Origin of the sequence: Chryseolinea sp. H1M3-3 (genome assembly GCF_029360725.1) — a bacterium.
Lineage (GTDB): Bacteria > Bacteroidota > Bacteroidia > Cytophagales > Cyclobacteriaceae > Chryseolinea.
The window spans coordinates 820,585-842,534 of the sequence record NZ_JARKMY010000002.1; the positions used below are offsets into that span (position 1 = coordinate 820,585).

Here is a 21,950-nt window from a genome sequence, read left to right on the forward strand (position 1 = left end):
TTTGAAATAACAAAAATCACTCTTAACAATGATTTTTGTTATCCCTGATGACCCCTTCATACATTACTTTTCGAACAGGAAGAATATGCGAATATTTGCACTTCATACCAGTCAGGATTTTGCTGAGAAAGTGGCAGACTTTCTTGACCGGTCGCTTGATTCCCTCGAGGAAAGAAATTTTGAAGATGGCGAGCATAAGATCCGTCCATTAGTAAGCGTACGCGATGAAGATGTATATGTCGTTCATGCCCTTTATGCCGATGAACGGGAAAGTGTGAATGATAAACTATGCAAGCTGTTATTCTTCATTGCCACCTTAAAAGACGCCGGTGCAAAACGAGTCACGGCAGTTGTTCCATACTTGTGTTACGCCAGGAAAGACCGGCGAACCAAAGCGAGAGACCCGGTGACCTCACGGTATGTTGCAACGCTGTTTGAAGCTGTCCGCGTAGACACCATAGTCACGATAGAAGTGCACAATCTTCAGGCTTATCAGAATGCATTTCATTGCCAGTCCGAAAATCTTGTAGCATATCAGCTTTTTGTAAGTTATTTTCTGAGTGTCTTGCAAAAGGATGAGCAGGTTGTGGTAATGTCGCCTGACATCGGCGGTGTAAAACGTGCAGAGCAATTTAGGGACAGATTGGCAAAAGGATTGGCAGCGGATGTTGACATGGCATTTATGGAAAAAATCCGCAGTAAAGGGATCGTGAGCGGGGAGACCGTTGTGGGAAATGTAAACAGGAAGACCGTTATAATTATTGACGATTTGATCAACAGCGGCAGTACGATTGCGAGGGCAGCAGCTGCATGTGGAAAACTTGGTGCGTTAAAAGTTTATGCCGTGGCCACTCATGGAGTATTCAATAAGAAAGCAAAGGAGGCACTTCGAGAAAAATCTTTGACAAGCATCATCGTTACGAATACCGTAAATACAGCTACGCTGGACGAAACATTTTTTAAAAATAAGTTGGTTGTTTTAGATGTTTCGCCACTGTTTGCTGAGACTATCCGGAGATTGAATTCCGGAGGCTCGATTGTTTCTTTGATGGATATCGAATGACTTATGTTGAATGAAATGTCGACTGTATCCGATAGTACGTATTCATTGCAGGATAAAGTAGATTTTCTGAGTAACCCGAAAATCTACCCGGCTACAACGGTAGAAGTACTGGAAACCCATATGTCGTATATTTTCTTTGCGGATCAGTTTGTTTATAAGCTGAAGAAGCCCGTGCTATATGATTTTTTAGATTTCAGGTCTAAGGCCTCCCGTTACTTTTTTTGCATGGAAGAATTGCGAATAAACCAGCCGTTGGCATCAGATACATATCTTGATGTGGTACCACTGACTTTTTCTGATCACGGCTTTTCATTGGATGGTAAAGGAGACATGATCGATTGGCTGGTGAAAATGAAGCGACTTCCCAAAGAATACATGCTTGATAAAGCGATAGAGCGGGGACTGGCCTCCAATGATCGGGTAGAAGATGCCGCTGAAATGCTGGTTGGTTTTTATATGACATCTGCAGCGAATAGAATCAGCGCTCATCATTTCAGACAACAATTTATTCGGGAGATCGAATTGAATAGTGTCGAACTGCTGCGCAAGGAATTTAATTTAGAGAAGTCCGCTGTGGTAAGGATACCAACAGACCTTCTTCATTTTGTTTTCAACTATGCAAATTACTTTGACGAACGGGTTTCTCGCTCACGAATTGTCGACGGTCATGGTGATTTGAGGCCTGAACACATCTGCCTCGCCCCAAAACCTGTAATCATCGACAGGATTGAGTTCAACACAAATCTTCGGGTATTGGATGTTGCAGAAGAACTTTCGTTCCTCGCATTAGAATGTGAGATTTTAAATTCACCCGCCGTGGGACAAATATTTCTAAAGGTCTATGAAACGAAAAGTTATGACAAGATCCCGAAGGAGCTGATTAATTTCTATAAAGCGAAACGGGCATTTCTCCGGGCGAAACTTTCAATTCACCATTTACTCGAAAAAAGATACCAAACTGAAAAACAAAAGTGGATAAACCGCTGTAATAATTATCTCGCCGCAGCGCGCGTTTATTGTGACCGACTTCCAAAAAAATCTTAATGAATTTTTAAACTAAAAACAACAGTCCTATGAGCCGAGTAACACAAGCCATTCCGTATAAGATAAACGACTACATCCGGGAGCGTTTCCAGGAAGATTTTTTATTTGAATTGAAAAAAGTTATTCAGGTAAAAGAACACCCTCAATATGAAATCGAGGTATCAAAAGATGATTATATCTATAAGCTAAGCTTTAATGATGATGGTGATCTTGTCAATGAGGAAGTGGAACCGGCGTTTTCTCAAGACGAACATGATGGGCTTGGTTTTGGAGATGTGCCAGATTGATTAATTAAAAAATACGCTGTTCGTGTGGGTATTTGTAATCTGGTACCATTTAGGAGTGGGATTGAAATTTCTTCTCATGAAATTCTTTTTCCCACTTGCTCATGAATGCTAAAGCTTCTTCATCTGTTAAGTTATCAAAATCTTCATATCCCTGAGACACTGCGCTGTAAAATGATGGCTTCTCCAGTATAATCACCTCATCGACCATCTCCGTTAAAATGGATTCCATGCGTTCGCCTGCGATCGGCGCTGCAACGATGATCTTGGCGGCTTTCATTTTTTTGCATAGGGATATCGTGGCAAATAAAGTGGCGCCCGTTGCGATACCATCGTCGGTAATAATAACAATTCTTCCTTCCATTTTGGGCATCGGTTTTCCCTGTCTTAACTTTTGTACACGGCGCTTGATTTCTTGCTTCTGTTCTTTGAGCACCCGCTGCACCTCTGCTGTCGAAATATATTGATCTGGGGCGTCGGCAATGTAAAGACTGCCATCTTCAGCGACTGCACCGAAGGCGGCTTCAGGATTAAATGGGTATCCTAATTTCCTGGTGACGACCAGCGACATTTCTGAATTTAAATGTTTTGCAACATAGTACGCTGTTTCAACGCCACCACGGGGGATGCCAATGACAATAACATTCTGATCGCGATATTTTTCCAATGCGCGTCCTAATTGTTCTCCAGCATCTTTTCTGTCTCTAAACATGATGGTGATAAATTTAAACCCTGTTCGTTTGATTTGTTTGTTGCAACTTATGATGAATGCTAACCACGCCGTCGTCCATTTCGGTGCCAAAATCCGCAGTCAAATTTTTCAGCCTGTTTATTACCCACTGATAGTCGTCATTGCGTGCCCGGTTAACCTGGTACTGAAATATTCTTGCCGGAACACATCTGAGTTTATGTACACCAAGGTTGTCAACATGCAAAATGAAATAGGCAGAAAGATCGTTTCGAAGATCCGGATCAACAGCATAGTCATCTACAAAATCCCCTGTATCGTACAAAACCAGATTGCCGTGATAACATTCAATTCCTTGCAATATATGGGCGCTATGACCATGGACAACATGTGCGCCATGATCTATCATGTCATGGGCAAATTGTATGAAATGCGGATATGGTTGCTCCTGCATGTTCGGGCCCCAATGGATGGATACTATTACAATGTCTGTCTGTCCTCGAAGCCGTTTTATTTCATCAAGTATTTTTTCCCTTTCATCTTCTATTGTCAGGTCAACGTAATTCGTTCCGGGCCCGGAATCGGCCTTCCAACCTGGCTCATTATCGGTAGCACCCATGACGCCGATACGGATATTATTTTTTTCAATGACAACAGATCGAGTAGCGTCATCATAATTTTCTCCTGCGCCTACATGTTTGATATTCGCTTTGTCTAATATCCGAATTGTTTCTGTAAGGCCTGCTGCGGAATAGTCGAGAATGTGATTGTTAGCAAGGTTAGCAACGGTGACATTGGCATTCAGCAGTGATTCTACTTTGGCAGGCGTTGATTTGAAATTAAAGGTCTTTGCAACTTTTTGCTGGCTGTGTGTAAGTGTTGTTTCCAGGTTAATGATGTTGATATCGGTCTGTTGCATCAGGGATAGCATGTTCCCCCAAGGATAATTATAGCCTCTTTTAGCGATCACGGAGTCTAAAGTCCTTCCCAACATTACATCGCCTGTTAGCCCTATCGTTATTACGTTACTCATTCTATAAATTCTTCTGTCCGTATAACAGGATTACAGCAAGCTTCCAATGTCTCTAGTCTTTGACCAATATCTTTTTCGCGCTGGAGTGATCTTCTCAAGATCGTCGCCACGATCTCATACTTAAGTTGTACCGCATAAATAATCGCTGTTTGATATGCATTGATCAGGTGGCTGGAAACCACACGGTTAAGCTTGATTGGAATCTGTTGCGATAATTCGGGATTGATAGACTGATGTTTTAAGGCTGTCCTCACGACTTCATTACTGCCCCCCTCAGGTTTTTCGTTCAATACAGCGAAGATACCTTCCAATCTTTGAAGCTGTTTTTTCTTCTCCTTAATTTCTTCATCGATAAAATCTTTTACGTTTGGAGAATGGATGAGAGCCCTAAGTTCCGGTAGGCTGTTATAAAACATCAGTTCAGCGTCGTATAACGATCGTAACGCCTTTATCAACGAGACACGTAAAATAGTATTTGATTCTTTCATAACCAGCGGGTCAATTTTACCCTTAGGGTGTTTTCTTTTTCGAGGGTGCAGACCCCGTAGACCGACTTTCGGGCGCAGGTTCACGAATCAAATATTTTGTAAACCAATCTCCGGATAATTGCGCAACCTGTTCCAATGTTCCGGGCTCTTCAAACAGGTGAGTAGCACCTTTGATTATCTCAAGCTTTTTTGGGCCTGCTAATTTTTCCAAGGCGCTTCTGTTCAAATCAAGCACAACCTGGTCATCTTCTCCTACGATAAAAAGGGTTGGCGCCTCGACCAGGTAAAGTTGATCTTTTGCCAGATCGGGTCGTCCACCTCTTGATACTACGGCACTGATTTTGGATTCAAGAATAGCAGCAGCGGTAATAGCTGACGCCGCACCCGTGCTTGCTCCGAAGTATCCAATTGTTAGTTTCTGAAGTCCGGGCAATTTCATTAACCATTGCGTAACGCTCACCAACCGTTGCGCTAGTAACTCGATATTAAAACGCATGCTGTACACCTCATCTTCTTCTTTTGTCAACAGATCAAATAAGAAAGTGCCAAGTTCCCTCCGCTGCAGGTGTTGTGCTACGAAGTTATTTCGAGGACTAAATCGGCTGCTCCCACTTCCATGGGAAAAGATAACCAGACCCGAAGCATTCTCGGGCAATGTTAATTCACCTTCCAGGGTAATATTATCTACCTCAATTTTTAAGATTTTCTTCATACAACAAATCGTTTTATGGCTAATGAGGACTATACTTATAACACAACATACGTGATCCGGTTCACGATATGAAAGTATTTCGGTTCAGGTTGCGTTCCTATGACAAATGCACAACGTGGAATCTGATCTACATCATTGATTAGGTTACCCAGGTAGCGTTTTTTTGATTGACCTTTTTCCTTGATATGACAGAAAGAAATAATCAACTGGCCCTCATTCTACATGATGTAGCGTCCATGTACCGGTTCTTGGGAGGTCAAAACCCGTTTCGCGCGATGGCCTACCAAAATGCTTCTCGACAATAAAAGGCTTGTCTGATGATATGACAGTATATTTGAAAAGAAGATTGAAGCGGTGAAAACGGGAACCGCTTTAGAGATTAATGCGCAATGTGATCGGATGGATATGAACGACGAGTTTGCTATGCTCGCCCAGAAGAGCGGCGCAAAAATCGTGATCAGTACCGACAGTCATAAATACAGCGACTTTTTTTGTATGCAGCTGGGAATAGACATTGCAAGACGAGCGTGGTGTACTTCAAAAAATATTCTGAATACTCGATCATGGAACGACATGAAACAAGCGCTTTCACGCAGATAAATTTTTCCTTCCATTGTAACGACACTTGAATAAGCCGTCGGTTACAATGGAAGGGTTTAATATTTTACACGAATATTCCTGCGTCGATTTCGATCTGGTTATTAACAGCCAAAACACCGGGAGAGGACCACGCTACTCTTTCTGCCTCTTTGCGTTCTGCCCAGGATTTTACCTTTCCTTTTAAAGTAATTTCACTTCCGGAAGTTTCCAATTCTATGGCGCCAGAGTCAATCGTTGCGTTCCTGTGAAAGGCTTCGGTGATTCTTTTTTTAATGTCCTTTGAATCGATAATGGTTGGCTTCACATGAATATTATTGGTCACTCCTTTTACGCCAAGTAAATCCTCCACACTATTTTGGGCAGCAATTTTTTGGTATTCCCACTCCACCTCTCCATCAAGGTCTACCCAACCATTGTCTACTTTGACTTCAATCTTGTCCTCATTAATGGCGCTGTTCCACCGCAAGGCATTATTGATCGCTTCCGCAATTTGGGTGTCTGTCTTCATACCAAAGGCGGGTATCTTCACTTCAATATCAGATGCTACAACTTTAACACCTTGTACCCGTTGTGCGGCATGTTCTGCTGCAAGTTTCTTCCCGTAGTTATCCACGGTTCCGGTGAGCGTCACAACACCATCTTTTACGGAGACACCGATTTCGGGAAAAACATCTCGTAATTGCGAATCCCATTTGATTTCCGCCATCACGTCTTTTTGAATTTCATCGTTCGTTTTCATAAAGGGTCGTTTTAAACTTTTATTTATTGATATTAAATGAATGCCTATTGGGTCGATAGTAAATTATTAACACGGTTAATGATCTCGGCTGAATTTATGGACACGTCAGAAAGCTTTGAAGCTGATGTAATCGCATCAATGCCTTCGATTTTATAGTTGCCATCACCCGAAGTGGTGAGCACGATGAGTTTTTTTTTATCCTTAGTTCGATCAACAAAGCTCTTGACTTCCCTTGGAGGTTTTGAATATTCCCAGGTATGAATAATGATCAGGGCGGTCCACGTGTCTTCGTTTATTGAAGGCAAATCTGTAATATCAATTACCTTGATGTACATCTGTTTTGATTTAAATTCCCTGATCAGTTCATGTACAACCGAGTCCTTGAAATCACTTCCTTGCGTTGCGATAAGTATATGTTGTGGGTGGGAAGGATTGTTTACTTCGAAGGCAGCAGCAACATTCATCGAGTAAGTCTGCCGGTACCACAATGCAAACAAGAAGAACACGACCACAACGCTTCCAATAACCCAAGCAATAATTTTTATCCATCGTTTCATGTGTGTAAATATTTAATGTTACCTGTTTAAGTTTTTTGTAAAATTCACTGGCGCATAACAGCAAGCGGAAATGATATTTCCAGGCTAAGCTATAGGTAAACAGCGCGCAAGTCGATGATAATTGTTACCTCATGGGCTGATTTGTTGGTTGTTTTTTGTTCCATAAAGTTTTTATGGAGAGTTAAAAACTGATAAAAATCATTGGTCCCGCCTGTCGGCTATCATAGTCGCATCAGTAAGATTTTTTTGATCTTTATTTATCTGAAGAGTTGCTTACGTTCGATGTTCATCGAACGTAGCGAGGTTGCACACAAAAATCTAAACACAGCGAGGGCTGACGAACATGAAAAAAATATTAGTCCCCACGGATTTTTCGCCTTGTGCGAACGCAGCGATGGAAGTTGCAATACGCATGGCACAAAAAGGTTCTGCTGAAATTTTCTTTTTGCATCTGTATTTTGATAACGAGATATCCAGTCACGTCCCTCATCAGAGATCGTCTCTACCAGATGGCCACCACCAAAATGCGGCACTTGGCAAAGCAAAAGATTCCCTCGATAAAATGGTAAGCAAAGCCGAGGTGTTGGGCATTTGTGCTGAACCAATTTTGATTTTTGCTAAAGGACAGGAGCGGATCGAAGATTACCTGATCGCATATCATATCGACTTTGTGGTGATGGGATCTCATGGTGTCAGCGGTATTAAAGAGACTTTTCTGGGTTCTAACACGCAACGGTTTGTTCGGCGATCGCCGGTGCCTGTGCTGGTCATCAAGGAGGACCAAAGGGATTTTGATATTAAAAAAATTGTTTATATGTCTTCTTTTGAAGAAGATTCAGTCAAGTCGTTTCAGGAGGTGATCGAAGCCTCGCGATTGTGGAATGCTGAAATCTATTTATTGTATGTTAATACGCCCTATCATTTCAGGGAAACACATGAGAGCATGGTTGATATTGGTCGTTTCATGCATCAGTTTCCAAGGATATCCTATACTCCGGTAATATTTAATGCACTCGACGAAGAACGGGGTCTCACAGAATTCTGCAAACAGAGTAAAATCGATTTGATTGTTCTTACTACGCATGGCAAAAGGGGGTTCTATCGACTCCTGGCACATGGTGTAGCAGAAAGTATTATAAATCATCAGAGTAAACCGGTGTTGGTTATCAATACAAATGAAAAACTGACACAGGAACGTGCGCTCATTGAAGAGGCATTCACCAATGAATGATTTTTGTTCGGGCGATGCCCAGATAAAACTTAACCCGGAAGGTCGACCCTCATTCAATACAAACCTTGCAAGATTTTACGTCGCTTATAATACCCTGTTTCAATACTTGCCTTTCCCGGGAATTGTATCGAAAGATTGTTATTCCTTTAAGTTTACTTCGCCACGCTTGTTGGTAAATGTGATCGATATCCGACGGGGTCGCATGTTGCGGAAGATTAATGGTCTTTGAAACAGCATTATCCGTATATTTTTGAAACGCTTCCTGATGTTTCAAATGCCAAAAGGGATGTATCTCAAGGGCTGTTTTGAAAATGTTCTTTACCGACTGAGGGAGTGAACTAACCTTTTCCAAAGTACCTGTTTGCTCAATATGATTAAGAATATCTTGAGAAGCCATTTGGTGTTTCTTCAAATATTGAAGCAATGGTTTATTTATTTCTTTCAATGTCTCATTGTGAAGCACATGTTGTCTTTCGTACGATAACGCAAAGAAGGGTTCAATTGACGACGATGTATCAGCTAAGATGGATATCGTACCGGTAGGAGCGATGCTTGTACGTGTAGCATTTCGTATCGGTGTGGCAGGGTAGTAAATGCTTTTTTTCCAATTCCTGAATGAGCCGCGTTCCTTTGCCAGCGAAGCTGATGCATCAAAACTTTTTTCGGCAATGAACTTCATGACACGTTCGGCCAGGTGAATGGCTTCATCCGATTCATAGGGTATTTCGAGTCTGGCTAATGTTTCTGACCATCCCATAAGTCCCAGCCCAATCTTTCGGTTGCCCTGAACAGTCTTTTTAATTTGAGGTGATAAATAGCGGTTGACTTCAATAACGTTATCCAAAAAACGAACTGAAATATGGACCGTTTCTTCCAGTCTCCTCCAGTTTATCAAAGTCTCTTTGTCAGGATCTACAAACTGGGAAAGATTGATAGATCCCAGGTTGCAGGATTCATAGGGCAATAACGGAACTTCCCCACAAGGATTGGTTGCTTCTATTCTTTTAACGTGCGGGATAGGATTCGACTCATTAATTGTATCTAAAAATAACAACCCTGGATCTCCGCTTTTCCACGCATTGTGGACAATTAGATCCCAAAGGTATTTTGCTTTAATTGTTTTTGTGGTGACATGAGAATTGGGATGAATCAGCGACCAATGGTCATCCCGTTGCAAGGCCATCATGAAGGCATCCGAAATGCCGATTGAGATATTAAAATTCCTTAGATTTCCTTCTATACTTTTGCAGGTGATGAATTCTTCAATATCGGGATGATCGATATTCAGAATCCCCATATTGGCCCCTCTTCGTTTTCCGCCTTGTTTAACGTGTTCCGTGGAGATATCGAATATCTTCATAAATGAAACCGGTCCTGATGCTGCTCCTTGTGCGTGATAAAGAATATCATTTTTGGGTCTGAGGTGTGAAAAGTTAAACCCGGTGCCACCGCCACTTTGTTGGATGAGTGCCGCTAACTTGAGCGTAGAAAATATATCTTCAAGATGGTCTTCCAGCGGAAGAACAAAGCAGGCGCTAAGCTGGCCGGCTGCCGTGCCTGCATTCATTAGCGTGGGTGAATTTGGTAAAAACAATAATTGATTGATGATGTCGAAGAATTTCTTTTCCCAAATGTATTGTTGTGATTCGCCTCCCCAATTGAGTTCCGCTTCCGCTACTGATGTTGCTACGCGCTTTATCAGTTCAGTTGGCGTTTCACAGATTTCACCCTTTTCATTTTTTTGGAGATAGCGACTTTCTAATACCCTGATGGCATTGTCAGAAAATTCAATGCTGGATAATTTATTCCGGTTCACAGGCATGAAGGTGATGATGCAAGCAGGGAATTTTGCGTGACAGGAAAAATGATAATTGTTTTTTTTATGTATGACGGTTCTCATTGATGGATTGAGGTGAATTTGATTCCTTCATGTATCGATAAAAAAAAACTTATGAAAAAGCATTTACCTTTTGATGACCATGTGGCTGAATACGAAGATTGGTACGACCAGTATCCTTGGGTTTTTAAATCGGAAGTTGAAGCGTTGCGTGAAATGTTACCGGTTGGTGAAAAGTTGAACGGAATAGAAATTGGAACAGGAACAGGTCGATTTTCAGAAGCCCTTGGAATAAAGGAAGGCATTGAACCTTCCGAAAATATGCGCGCGCTAGCGATCAAACGTGGAATAGAGATAATGAATGCTGTTGCAGAGCGCCTGCCCTATGGAGATCATCGTTTCGATTTTGTGTTGATGAATTTTTGTATCAGTTATTTTGATGATCTGCATTTGGCATTCAAAGAGGCTCATCGTGTTACAAAAAGCAATGGTGTTTTGGTAGTAGGCTTTATCGATAAAAATAGCATTATAGGTCGGTACTATGATGAACATAAACCGGAAAGTACTTTCTATAAGCAAGCCAATTTTTATGAAGTGGAGAAAGTTTTGGATGAACTGAGCAAGGCACGATTCAAACACAGTGCTGTTTGTCAAACACTTTTTAATCCTTTGGAGGAAATAAAAGAATTACAGCCGGCCAAACCTGGATATGGAGAAGGTTCATTTGTAGTGATCAAAGCTATGAAACAACCAGAGCGGAACGAATAAATTTTGATTTTATGACACGCGTTTTTAAGAAAACGATTATTAAATCTGCACTTGAAAGTCTGATTATCCAATTAAAAGAGGAGCTTGCGAAGGAAGGTTTCACCATAACAGCAGTAACAGATTTTCAGCAGGAATTTCAGGACCGGTTAGGTACCCATTTCAAGAAGTATAAAATATTGTCGGTTCATGTTCCTTACCTTTCTCAACAAATGTTGTCTTTCGAGCCTTTGGAAGGTGTGGTGCTACCCTGCAGTATTACAATGATAGAGACGCATCCTGGGGAAGTCGAGATTATTCCGGTAAATGTTACGGAATTGATTTCACATGACATGCAAGATTCATCGTTGCAAAATCTGGCGGTTGAAGTGAGCAAAAGACTGGAAAGAGCAATTGGTAATTTGGAACGAGAACCAACAGGTACGCCTGACCTCTTTACGTCGTGGGGTTAAGTATTAGATGTTAAGGGCTGCCGATGTAAACGTGACATTCCCGTCTTCTAAAAGTTGTTCTTTCTGCTAGTGCTTTTAAAAGAAATCAGAAACGACCCATTTTACGATTAAGGAAAATTATAAACCGTTGCAAGGTCTTTCAGCTCCAAAAGGTTCTTAATGGTTAGTTTGTCAAATACCCTGGCTTTGTGCGTTGCCACTGTGGTAGGTTGAATTTTTAATTTGTTGGAGATGTCTGAAACGGTATGTCCATTTAATAGCAATGCAGCAATTTCAAATTCGCGTGTAGAGAGCATTGAAAATGGATTGGACGGCTTATCCTGGTAAACGTCGTCCACCAGAACTTTTACCAATTCATCGCTGACGTATCGTTTATTGCTCAGAACAAGGTTAATTGCCTTTTGTAATTCGTCTAATGGTGCTTCCTTCGATAAAATTCCTTTTACACCAGCTTTCAAAAATCTTTTCCCGTAGATCGATTCCGAACACATGGAAAAGATCAACACAGGTGTCTCTGGAAACTTATTTACAACATATTCGATCTGTTTAAAATGAATGGTGTTGATGGACTGCACATCCATAATGACAAGCCGGTATACATGATCATTAAGCTTATTGTGCATGTGATCGCCATTGGGCGTCTCATGGATTTCTGTGCGTGGAAATAGATCACTGAGGAGAACTTTGAGCCCAGTTCTTACCACAACGTTATCATCTACTAATAAAAATTTTCCACCCTGTTCTTCCATTTCTCAAACATAAAAGGGTTGTAGAAATAAATTTGTCATCCGAACTCTACAACTGAATAGAGTTTCTTCTACAGTAATCCACACCTCGCTAAAGGTTTGATGTGTTGGTATGGTTTCTACAATGAATTGGGGTGGTATGCCTAATTATAGTGCAAATCCGGTACCTAAAACTATGAGTATCCTCAAGATATACAAAAAGAACTGATAGTTTCGGAATTTGTCCGATAATGAAGTACGTAGGTATCAAGGGGAAATGTGCTGCCAGCGGCTATTAGTCCTTGAGGTGAGAAGAATCTTGACGCGCATACAAATATTTACACCAATTTTTAACACTTCAAAGTGGTAATTATCGATGCGTAGCAACGGTATGGCTGGCGTCAAAATAATCTTCCTGGCAGTGCTGTACCAGGAAGATTACTGGAGGGTACTTGATCTAGGATGCCCAGTTCACTTGGATGTGTAAGTGGTTGTCATTATCCGGAAATACGATTCCGAGCTGAGGCACCAATACGCGGAGATCCGGATCCTTTAAAAGAGAGGGACTGACCGATGAGAATTTCTTTAAGTTGGTTTTGCCGAAGAATTCGCCTTGCAGTGGTAAACCAAAGCCAAGGCTTTTTTTGTATTGCGATGGAAGTGATAAAAGATAGCGCAATATATTGGCAACCATTTTTACAGAACCGGGCGTTTCAAAGTTGCCGCCTTTATAATTAATGTCGATACACCGCCCGGCACAGTGTCCGGTACACGAACCGTTAGATGGATCGCGGATAAAACTACCGATGATGATGTCACTGAAGTTTTCGGCCTTTGCATTTTGCATGATGTGGTAGATGACAGGCAAGGCCGCAACAATTTTAGAATTTGGATTTACACTCTTTACCTGCTGTCCATTGGCAATACTGATAAGCTGATTTTTGGAATCAAAGTTTGTTCCGAGAAGCCCGCTGGTCATTGCATCTACGATTTTGGTTGCGTGCCAGGCATTGTATTCAAAAATATTGGTGAGGGGTGGAACCGTGGAAGTCCCTCCAGGGATGACAGGAACAGTCGGATATGGAACGTAGGATTTTTTTTCGAGTAAAGGTTGCATCTTTCCCCACGTTTGTGGCCCAATAATGCCGTCGCAGTCTGCTTCGGAAAAACCCTGACTTCGTTGCCATTCGGACACGGCCTGAGCAAAAGCTTCCGGCCCCAGGCTCACATTCTTCATTCCCGAAAATGGCAAGAGCAGGTCGTTGATTTTGTCATATTGACTATTCCAACCTAACTGGCTTCCATAATAGTAATTAAGTCTTACAGCGTTTGACCAGTCCTTGACAAGGTCTTCAAATTCCCATTCTTCAACTTCCAGGAAGTTGTCCCATTCGCCTTCAAACATGGTTTCGGGATTCGTTGCAGACATTTTTCGCAGTTCTATATCCGAAAGTATTTCGTCTTCCAGCATAATCTCAGGAGTTGTATCATTCAGTGCTCTCATGATAGCGTGATTTTATTTTTTACCTAGAAAAGTTTTATCAAACACGCGACCTACTTTTTCCAACTCGTATTTGATAGTCGATTGTTTTTGTTCATCGCTCTTATAGGTTTTCTTGCTATAGTAAGCAGTGGTTGCGCTTTTTAATAATTCCAACAGCAGATGGGCAAATTTTTGATAGTCATTTATACCCTGTGCTGCTGATTTTTGAATAGCACTCTTCAAAGCCACATGCAGGATAGCTGGTCGTGAATTAAACGATTCATAGATGAACGCCCACAAGGTTGGATAATGATCATTAAAACGATTAAGATATCCGTTCAGATCATTACGTTTTCGAATGGCATTCATGTGTTCGCGGCCGATTTTGATTTGCATGATGATAACATCATCCTCGAGACCAGCGGCAAAGAACCGTTTGCCCCATTCCAATGATCTTAAATCGTTTTGATGGGCAGCATTCTTGATGGCGATCGTGCTTTTGCCATCGCTCCACGTATATTTTCGGACGGGCTCTAACTCGATACCGTGCTTTCTAAAGGCTTGCGGTACTTTTTTGATTAATTCAACAAGCTCGTTCGACCGAAGTGTAAATTGGATAAAGCCCATGCTCATGCCCATGTTATCGTAAGAATTGATGGCGCCAATCAAACCACCTGATTCCGGTTGCGACACCAACGCAAACACATCAATTTCATTGTCGGTAATGTCGAGCTTTTTATCTTTTCTTAACGCATGAAGTTTATCCCGTAGCGACCCACCGCCATAAGCAGCCCAGCCACCATTTTTCTTCTGCGCAAATCGAATTTGTTTTCCATTGATTAATTCAAACTTTGAGTCAGAAGTGCCGGAAGGTGGCGCGGAAGCGATCTTTAATGTTTTCCGCATAACGGCCCACGTACCCGGTCCAATGACGCCATCCACATTATTTCCGGTAAATCCATTCTTGCTTTGCCATTGGAATACTGCTTCGGCAAACGCTTCCTCGCCAAGACTTACATTCGACATGCCTGAATAGGGAAGCAACATGTCGTTAATGCGTTCTGCATATTTATGCCAGCCCAGTTTTTCACCGTAATGCCTGTTTTGTCTCACTGCCTCAGACCAATCTCTTACCAATTCCTCCGTTTCATAAGATGAGACCGCGTCTGCTTCATCTTCAGGCTCCTGCAGCGTTTCCATCTCCCATTCGTTCTCAGGTTCAAGGGTGTTCGATTCGTGGTCATGAAATTCCTGTTCACATTCAAAGCACTCATGATCTTCTGTTTCGTCGGTCATCTCGCGTGTAACCGGTGCGTTATTCCTGTTTCCCCAGGTCTTCCATTCCGGCAATATAGGTTTGCCAGTTCCGCATTTAAACTGGGGGCCACCATCGGTTAATCCCAATTTATCAACAGCCCACTGTCCTACGTTGTACCAAATATCTGGTCCCGGATCATTTTCTCTTGAATCTGAGCTTTGCCGGTGTGCAAGAATATGCGTCGTTCCCAATACGGTTTTTAGATAGCTTGTGAGAAACTTCCCCGATTCAAATTGTGCCTGCGTTGGCCGGTCTTTGTCAGGTACTTTTGCTTCTTTATTAATCCACCATCCGCCCTTGATGTTCGGAAAATTGCCCTCGAACTCTACGGCTACACTTCCCGGGCTCACACAGTTGCCATGCCATATCATCCTTGAAAACGCATGGAGTTGAATGATTCTGCCGTCGAACATAATGCAGAAATGCGCACCTGTGGCAAGATAGCTTTCAGGATTGCTGTAACCCTTTGATTTCGGATTCCACCTTTTGAATGCCATTTGATGCAGGACAAACGCATATACTTTTCTGGGATCACGATAGCTGTTCAAAATGTGCTGTGGTTTGTTGTTCACCGCTTTTTTTGTCCAGTCGTCAATTTTTGTTTTTGCTGCGCTGATGATATCAGACGTGGCAGTTTCCAAGACGCTGCCTTTGGTGCGAAGTAATGCGTCAGCTTCAAGTAAACAACGTTCCGTTACCGAATCAATTTGTTGCGTGACTTTTAAATTGTTTTTTGTTTGAAAATCACCAAGTGCTTTTTTCGTTGCCGGGTCTAATACATTATTATCCGTCAAATTTAGTCCCAGCACGCGGTTCAAAACCACTTTAGCCCAACTGGTTCTGCCTTCTGATTTTTTAGCTTTCGGCGCGTTAGCAACTTTTGCCTGGTGTTCAATCTCCTGGGCGATTTCATATTCTGAGATTGCATGAGATGTTTCCGCAGAAAAGGAAAGCTCATCTGCTTGCTCACTTTCATCCATGTCAAACTGATCTATGATTTCAGTATGTGTTTCCTGGGTTTCAAAAATATCAGGAACATGTTGTTCAATCGAAAACGGTCCGTTCGATTCAAATTCATCCAGGGTTTCAAATTGATCTAACGTAAGTGTATCCACCCCGTTGTATTTCGTGGAAGTATTTGTCATGTTGTTGTGTTTATGTTGAAAGGAGGAGAACGTTGGCTGTATCAAAGTCAAACCATGGTGAGTACCACCATTGCATTGTCAAAAGATTGCCGCCACCAGAACGCTTGCTCCTAGCTACTTTATTAATTCAACGCTACCTTTTGCTTTAAGCTTGCACCGTTGCTGGCAGGTTGCACCTTTACGGTCCCCATTACATTGGCTTCCGGATTTTTGATCTTATGTCCTGTAGCTTTTTCCCAGTTATTGATTACAGTCAGGAACGCATTCATGAAGTTTCCTTCGATCGAAAGCGGCGTGGGCACTGGCGGATTTAAACTCGACAACATTCTTCCTACCCACGCTGAGTCATCCAAAAGACCAGTGGTTTCAATGGCAAGTAAAATGGTGGCCGCTGATCCTGCCATTTCGAAAAGCGATTGACATTTGCGATGTGCTTGAATCCCAACTTTGTTTCCGATTTTTATTAGTCTTTCACCGATGGTACTGGATTGGCAGCTGAGATAATTTACAACCGGAGAGTCATAAGAAATAATAAAGCTGAACCAGCTTGTCATCAGCACGGAAGAATATTCCTCGCGTGAAAGATTTAAATGTGCATAAGTATTATTTGCCGTATCGCCCCGCCGGGCCGCCATCATTTCCTGCAATTGTTGTGCATACTCAACAAGGATGTTAGTATCTGAAGTATTGGCGCCGGATGTATTTCTGGCGTTGATGTATCCTTGCCAGATTTCACTGAGATATCTTTCGAAAAGTACAATGAATTGCTGATTAGATGATTTGGAACGAACATACGCCAGCGAATCGCTTTGTGAAGCGGCATCACCAAAGGCGAGATCCATTCCGAACATACGCTGGTAGGCATTTCTTCTGCTTGCATCCGCGCTGGGACGGATTAAACTTCGAAGGTTGGAAACCTTCGAGGTATCACTTTTGAAGAATAAACGTTCAGAATTATGGATCCAATTGTAGGTAGACAGACCGTTAGAAATGCCTAGCTCTTCATCATTCATATAACGTTCGATGACGCGTTCGAAGATTTGGAGGATCCTGGTGTTTTCAAGAAGATATGCGTACATAAGGTGATAGGTACTGCTATCCACGAAGGAACTATACTGATCGGTAGGACTGGCTACAGGGAATTCGTAGATGTCTTGCGCATCGACGTCATACCAATGACGAATGATAGCCGTCTCAATGAAAGCCGGATCTTCTACCGTGCAAAAATTAAGTTTGTCAAATACCTGGTACGTCCAGATAGGGGCGGGGCTGGTAGGATTAGTGAGCACTGCGGTTGGTGCGGAGGGAACAGCTACATAGTCGCTTTGAATAGGCCGGTTTCCGGTAAGGGAGCGGTTATATGCCGCAAATATGACATTGTCAAGGATATCCATAGTAGTATATGTTTATAATATTAAATTTGGACGGTTTGAGGTTGCAGTGGTTGTTGTTGTTTAGCCTGACCGTTAGGTTTACCGACTAGCCGCTTCTTAATGATTTCATCGTAGGATAGACGCCTCCTGGCAATGTATTTTGTGGTATCGTCGTTCTTTGCACGAATTTCCACCCCTCGTCCTCCACCGATAATCGCGATTGCTTTTCGGTCCTGTTCCGTTTGTAGATCAGGGTTGCAAGGATCGCAGGCGCGCAATTGGTTTAAAATAATTTGCAGTAGTCTCTCCAATTGGTTTACGCGGCCGCACATATTGTCAACGTCAAATTCGCCTTTGGAAAATTTGTATTCGATCGCATCCTGGAATCTTTTTATTTCACTTTCCAGCGCTGCTTTTTTTCCTTTTAATTCATCAACATTGGTAGGCATATTTTTTTAAATTTAGTTTCTGTTATTGTTTTATTATTGAATCAGTTCATGTCCACAGAGAACCCGAGTTTGGTCATCCAGTCTTCCTGTTGTTTGTAAAGCGCTGTTAAATCACCTTTGCCTGTTCCGATTTTATACCCGTTGAGCGCCAGCAACCGGATACATTCATTCCAGATCCAGGCGTGCGAAGTATAAAGAGACTGGCCTGCCAGGTATTCTAATTTTTCTAATGCCTGGGGACTAGCCTTGTTGGGCGGGACAAGTTGCGAGAGCGCTTGATTGCCGAAGCAATGAAAGGGTGACTTAAGAATTAATTGCACAGCATCAGGGAGTGCATCGACACACAACTTGATCAAGCCAACAGATGAAAAGTTGACAAGATTTACATCGTAGTCGTTCTTAAACGATTCTTCAAGATCATTCCAGGGGCCGGCGCCATAAAATTGCCGGCACATTTCAATGTTCAGCAGCACCCTTAAGTAAGCAATGGGATGTGGATCATGCTGGTGGTAAGCAAAGACTGCCTGGGGTGTTCCGCTGACAACATCGTGTAAAGCTGCTACCGCTGCGAATCCTGTGTGAACAAAGGCAAAGGCATCTGCAGCAATTTCGCTCGACCATCCGGAAAATGCTGCGCCAACAATCTTGGAGTGGTTTGTCAGTTTGTTCCCCAATGCAACGGAGAGTTCTTCATTCCAATTGAGGATGTGCGCAACCTGATGCCCCGTTTCGTGTATGATGGCCGTTGGACGAAATAAATTATGTTGCGTAATTTTTACAGCTGCCACATGACTAATGTTTCCATCCCATAACCTAAGACCTGCTTTAAGAATGGAGGCGCCGACGCCTTTGTCGATATACGTTAATACGGGCGGCGTATCTTTTCCAAGTGGTCGTAACAGGTCTTGCATGCTCTTGGCACACAGTATATCACACGCCCTGAGCAGCGCAGAAACATTGGGTGTTGTCCGTGAATTGATCGCGACAGTGTAAAAATGTATCGTCTCTTCCGTTTTCAGGTATCTGTCGCGCAATTGAATCAATCCGCGTTTGATGTGTCGGAGTGCGTTGCCATCCTGTGAATTCTCTAATTGCTTCTGCAGGTTTTTTGCGAGTGCGACAACTTCGCCGATGCTTTGCTGCAAAGATTCTTTTAGCTGTGTTCCAATTTTGTGATCGATACCCTGCCAGGCATATCCCGACGCGAGATGGTCCAGTGACGATAGCCGTGTAGCGGCCTGGAGCCAATGGTTTACCTGGCGCAATAACGACGTATGATGTGAAGCAATGACTTCCATAATTTTTTCGTCAGTCAAATTTCTTGTCGGCTACAATTTTTATTTCCGGCGATGGAATATTTGGAAGCGTGAGTTCCGAAATATTTCCAAGCGGATTTTTATTTCGGATGGCATTAATAACAGTTCTTATGGCTGTCATCCCTTGAATATTTGACCAGCTAATTTTTATGGTCACACCGTCTTGAGGTTGTGCTTGCGCTTCTTTAAATTCTGCGGCGCGGCCCTTGAAGAAATTGGCGACTGCCTGGTAGGCATGCTCCGATATTTTTTCAACGAGCTGCTCGATTAGTTTGGTGAGCATTTCTTTGCTGCCTCCCAAAACAATTCCGCCAGCGGTTTTTGCCAGCGAGGCCAACGCTGATTCCTGTTCATGATCGCCGATGTGTTCAAGATAAAGTTCTGGAATAGCTTCATGAATGATCTTGACCTTGTTAGATACATTTTTAGAAAGCATACCGTTTAATACATTCTTAATCGCATGCCGGATAGAGATAGCGGCTCCGAGGAAATCGTTCTTATTGATTTTTTCTACGACAGATTTTGCATCCTCTTCGCTGAAGTAGTAGCTGAAACTGATTTCCGACTTTACGAAATTAATCACACCTTGAATGTCGCCCGATTGACTGGGCTTCGGTGCACGCATCTTGCCGGGCTTACCAGCTTTGGTTGCGCCACGATTAACAGCAGGAATTCTTAAACGGGCGCCGCTGATTTCAAGGTAATAAAAGCGTTGGCCTACGCCAGTGCGATGGCGCTTAGCGTTCGATTTTTGTGAGATATCTTTTCCAAGTGCAGGTTCTTTCAACAGAATAGCGGCAGCCTGTTTCGTGAGTGGATGGAGTTGTACCCAGGCAAAGGGTTGCTGTGCATTGAAGCCTGGTATGTTTTCGAATTTGCTAATCTTACTAAGTTTGGTGCCCGGGATGGTTTCGAACAGATGAACCTTTGCCTGAATTGGTTTTGAAGGATCTAACGAAAGTTTGTCTTTCAGAAAATTGGCAAGAGGTAAGTCTCTGAAAGATTTTATCGCTTGTGCACTTTGTGGATCAATGGTGATATTAAAAACTTTAGTAAATTTTTTGTACATGTGCTTCGGGCCTTTTCGTGGCTTCAGCACCCAGACCCCAGGTTGTATGGAGGGACGAAGTTGTTCTTTAATGTATTGCGGAGGGAAATTATTAGCGGCAGCTGTTTCAAACGCTTCTAATAGTTGTAGCGTGAGTGCTTCCTGATCTTGAATGGTGGCTTCATTCAGTTCTGCGATATGTTGCACCGTTTCCTGGATCACATTTGCGATTGCCTCATATCCAATATCGCTTTTATTGGTTTCGTTAACCTCAAACCCAATGGCACTCATGCCCACGTCAATAATGCTTGCTGCCAATGGTTTCGCTACGTTCTCGGGTACGTACTTCCCGACAAGTTTTGCAAGCAAGCCAGCGAGGAAGTTGATTACTTTTTGCCTGCCAATAACAGAAATAGCCACCTTGATAACGGGTTGAAGTGCAAGGATGGCTGCAGGCAGAAAACGTTCAATGGCGGGTGCGGGACTTTCTCCTGGTGGAAGACTTTTAAGCTCATTTATAAATTGCTGGCGGGCGGACTCTAACGAGGGGGGTGTGATTCCTCCAGCTTCATACGCGAGTTCACGTTCGATGACTTCATCTGAAAATTCATACTCCGATACAATGGAATTGCCTTCCACTTCATCAGCAGTAAAAAGAAGCTGGGCCACGGTGGTGTCGAATTCTGTTTGAATGCCATCTATTTCACCAGATGAAAACAGTTCTGTGGATTCTGGTGCAGCCGGGGCCTCGAGTTTTAAGAATTTCTTTGCCAGCGTTTGGGCATGGGGTTGTAAATTTTTTGGCAGTTTGCCGATGGCGAATTTCAATACTTTATCCAGCAGCGGTTTGATGAGCCCTTTGATCTTATTAAGAATGATATTAACCGGTAATATTTTCCCGACAGCATTAATACCTTTCTTTGCCAGATCTACACCCTTCTTGACGACCGATTTTACTTTATTGATGATCTTTCCAAAAAATTGTTCCTGTGCTGGTGAAAAGTTGTTGTCGCTAAATTCAAGCTCACTGAAAAAAGTTTCGATTTCTTTTTCATTATAGTCGGAAAGGTTGTTGCCAGAAAAGTGTTGCGCAACTTTGTCGATCATCGTTTCGGTTTCCATTAACAATGGCGTGATGAATTCACGAGCCTGTTGTGTTGCAAAGGGTACATAGTGATCGCCCATCGCCGCTTCATTAGAGATTTTGGGAAGCCATCTGTCTTCCATCTCGGATGCAAGCTCATACAGGCTATCAGAAAATTCAGCGTCGTTTAGCTCTCCAAGAAATTGAACAAATTCTTCTGCCACCTGTGTTACGACAGCGCTGTTACCTGCAACTTCGTAAGTTCTTGTAAAGGGACTTTCCAGTTCGTGGAGAAAATTACTGTAAGCTACTTCAGCCGGCTCATTTGAGCGGGTTGCTTCTTTTAACGTTGATATATCTGCAAAGGGCGTTTCAAACATGGCAAGTTCAGAACTCATGCCGTTTCCTGCATAACTGTTCATATCGTATTGTTTTATGGTTTGATGATACGAATGTACACTTGCGTGCCACGTTATGGCTATCCCCCTTAAGGGTGAATTCGTATACCAAAAATCA

Annotated in this window: 21 protein-coding genes; 7 read left to right on the forward strand and 14 right to left on the reverse strand. The window is 42.6% G+C overall.

Annotated elements, in window-relative coordinates; translation table 11 throughout:
• The first annotated feature begins 28 nt into the window (after nucleotides 1-28).
• The 3 genes from P2W71_RS10985 to P2W71_RS10995 are packed head-to-tail and all read left to right on the forward strand — an operon-like array spanning nucleotide 29 to nucleotide 2,394.
• Nucleotides 29-1,063: a ribose-phosphate pyrophosphokinase gene (locus P2W71_RS10985; protein WP_276370791.1), complete on the forward strand. Its 1,035-nt coding sequence runs from the start codon at nucleotides 29-31 to the stop codon at nucleotides 1,061-1,063.
• A gap of 15 nt (nucleotides 1,064-1,078) precedes the next feature.
• Nucleotides 1,079-2,107: a hypothetical protein gene (locus tag P2W71_RS10990; protein WP_276370793.1), complete on the forward strand. Its 1,029-nt coding sequence runs from the start codon at nucleotides 1,079-1,081 to the stop codon at nucleotides 2,105-2,107.
• A 29-nt stretch (nucleotides 2,108-2,136) separates the two neighbouring features.
• On the forward strand, nucleotides 2,137-2,394 hold the full coding sequence (locus P2W71_RS10995; protein WP_276370796.1) for a hypothetical protein: 258 nt from the start codon (nucleotides 2,137-2,139) through the stop codon (nucleotides 2,392-2,394).
• 49 nt (nucleotides 2,395-2,443) lie between these two features.
• On the opposite strand, the gene P2W71_RS11000 is transcribed toward P2W71_RS10995, so the two are convergent.
• From P2W71_RS11000 to P2W71_RS11015, 4 genes are read right to left on the reverse strand one after another with little or no spacing between them, the layout of a single operon-like run.
• Complete coding sequence (locus tag P2W71_RS11000; RefSeq protein WP_276370798.1) at nucleotides 2,444-3,103, reverse strand: phosphoribosyltransferase family protein; 660 nt, start codon at nucleotides 3,101-3,103, stop codon at nucleotides 2,444-2,446.
• 13 nt (nucleotides 3,104-3,116) lie between these two features.
• Entirely contained in the window at nucleotides 3,117-4,112 is a 996-nt protein-coding gene (locus P2W71_RS11005; protein WP_276370800.1) for a CapA family protein, read from the reverse strand.
• Nucleotides 4,109-4,600, reverse strand: coding sequence for a DUF892 family protein (locus P2W71_RS11010; RefSeq protein WP_276370803.1), 492 nt, complete (start codon nucleotides 4,598-4,600; stop codon nucleotides 4,109-4,111). Before P2W71_RS11010 ends, P2W71_RS11005 begins: the two co-directional genes overlap by 4 nt.
• A 22-nt stretch (nucleotides 4,601-4,622) precedes the next feature.
• The gene (locus P2W71_RS11015; protein WP_276370805.1) at nucleotides 4,623-5,312 is read right to left on the reverse strand and encodes an alpha/beta hydrolase; all 690 of its coding nucleotides are present in this window, start codon (nucleotides 5,310-5,312) and stop codon (nucleotides 4,623-4,625) included.
• 354 nt (nucleotides 5,313-5,666) lie between these two features.
• Here P2W71_RS11015 and P2W71_RS11020 point away from each other — a divergent pair, with 354 nt between their 5' ends.
• Complete coding sequence (locus P2W71_RS11020) at nucleotides 5,667-5,912, forward strand: hypothetical protein (RefSeq protein WP_276370808.1); 246 nt, start codon at nucleotides 5,667-5,669, stop codon at nucleotides 5,910-5,912.
• Between the two features lie 64 nt (nucleotides 5,913-5,976).
• Here P2W71_RS11020 and P2W71_RS11025 read toward each other — a convergent pair whose 3' ends face one another.
• Both P2W71_RS11025 and P2W71_RS11030 read right to left on the reverse strand, forming a co-directional pair.
• Nucleotides 5,977-6,651 (reverse strand): BON domain-containing protein, encoded by a 675-nt coding sequence (locus tag P2W71_RS11025; protein WP_276370810.1) that lies wholly within the window; start codon nucleotides 6,649-6,651, stop codon nucleotides 5,977-5,979.
• Between the two features lie 44 nt (nucleotides 6,652-6,695).
• Nucleotides 6,696-7,208 (reverse strand): hypothetical protein, encoded by a 513-nt coding sequence (locus tag P2W71_RS11030; RefSeq protein ID WP_276370812.1) that lies wholly within the window; start codon nucleotides 7,206-7,208, stop codon nucleotides 6,696-6,698.
• 343 nt (nucleotides 7,209-7,551) lie between these two features.
• On the opposite strand from P2W71_RS11030, the gene P2W71_RS11035 reads away from it, so the two are divergent.
• Nucleotides 7,552-8,439, forward strand: a complete 888-nt coding sequence (locus P2W71_RS11035; RefSeq protein WP_276370814.1) for a universal stress protein — start codon at nucleotides 7,552-7,554, stop codon at nucleotides 8,437-8,439.
• A gap of 49 nt (nucleotides 8,440-8,488) precedes the next feature.
• On the opposite strand, the gene P2W71_RS11040 is transcribed toward P2W71_RS11035, so the two are convergent.
• Nucleotides 8,489-10,339: an adenosylcobalamin-dependent ribonucleoside-diphosphate reductase gene (locus P2W71_RS11040; RefSeq protein WP_276370817.1), complete on the reverse strand. Its 1,851-nt coding sequence runs from the start codon at nucleotides 10,337-10,339 to the stop codon at nucleotides 8,489-8,491.
• A gap of 51 nt (nucleotides 10,340-10,390) precedes the next feature.
• Here P2W71_RS11040 and P2W71_RS11045 point away from each other — a divergent pair, with 51 nt between their 5' ends.
• On the forward strand, nucleotides 10,391-11,044 hold the full coding sequence (locus tag P2W71_RS11045) for a class I SAM-dependent methyltransferase (protein ID WP_276370819.1): 654 nt from the start codon (nucleotides 10,391-10,393) through the stop codon (nucleotides 11,042-11,044).
• Nucleotides 11,045-11,055: 11 nt separating this feature from the next.
• Nucleotides 11,056-11,493 (forward strand): DUF302 domain-containing protein, encoded by a 438-nt coding sequence (locus P2W71_RS11050; protein WP_276370821.1) that lies wholly within the window; start codon nucleotides 11,056-11,058, stop codon nucleotides 11,491-11,493.
• Nucleotides 11,494-11,600: 107 nt separating this feature from the next.
• Here the strand turns inward: P2W71_RS11050 and P2W71_RS11055 are convergent, their stop codons facing one another.
• From P2W71_RS11055 to P2W71_RS11085, 7 genes are all read right to left on the reverse strand, one after another.
• Nucleotides 11,601-12,242 (reverse strand): response regulator transcription factor, encoded by a 642-nt coding sequence (locus tag P2W71_RS11055; RefSeq protein ID WP_276370824.1) that lies wholly within the window; start codon nucleotides 12,240-12,242, stop codon nucleotides 11,601-11,603.
• Between the two features lie 433 nt (nucleotides 12,243-12,675).
• Nucleotides 12,676-13,722 carry a hypothetical protein gene (locus P2W71_RS11060; protein ID WP_276370827.1) on the reverse strand — a complete coding sequence of 349 codons (1,047 nt, stop codon included), beginning with the start codon at nucleotides 13,720-13,722 and terminating at the stop codon, nucleotides 12,676-12,678.
• A 12-nt stretch (nucleotides 13,723-13,734) separates the two neighbouring features.
• A complete protein-coding gene (locus P2W71_RS11065) occupies nucleotides 13,735-16,164 on the reverse strand; it encodes a peptidoglycan recognition family protein (RefSeq protein WP_276370829.1) in 2,430 nt (809 codons plus the stop codon).
• A 122-nt stretch (nucleotides 16,165-16,286) separates the two neighbouring features.
• Entirely contained in the window at nucleotides 16,287-17,558 is a 1,272-nt protein-coding gene (locus P2W71_RS11070) for a hypothetical protein (RefSeq protein ID WP_276370831.1), read from the reverse strand.
• A 20-nt stretch (nucleotides 17,559-17,578) separates the two neighbouring features.
• Complete coding sequence (locus tag P2W71_RS11075) at nucleotides 17,579-17,986, reverse strand: hypothetical protein (protein ID WP_276370833.1); 408 nt, start codon at nucleotides 17,984-17,986, stop codon at nucleotides 17,579-17,581.
• A gap of 41 nt (nucleotides 17,987-18,027) precedes the next feature.
• Nucleotides 18,028-19,284: a hypothetical protein gene (locus P2W71_RS11080; RefSeq protein ID WP_276370835.1), complete on the reverse strand. Its 1,257-nt coding sequence runs from the start codon at nucleotides 19,282-19,284 to the stop codon at nucleotides 18,028-18,030.
• A 10-nt stretch (nucleotides 19,285-19,294) separates the two neighbouring features.
• Nucleotides 19,295-21,856: a hypothetical protein gene (locus tag P2W71_RS11085; protein ID WP_276370837.1), complete on the reverse strand. Its 2,562-nt coding sequence runs from the start codon at nucleotides 21,854-21,856 to the stop codon at nucleotides 19,295-19,297.
• Between the last annotated feature and the right edge of the window lie 94 nt (nucleotides 21,857-21,950).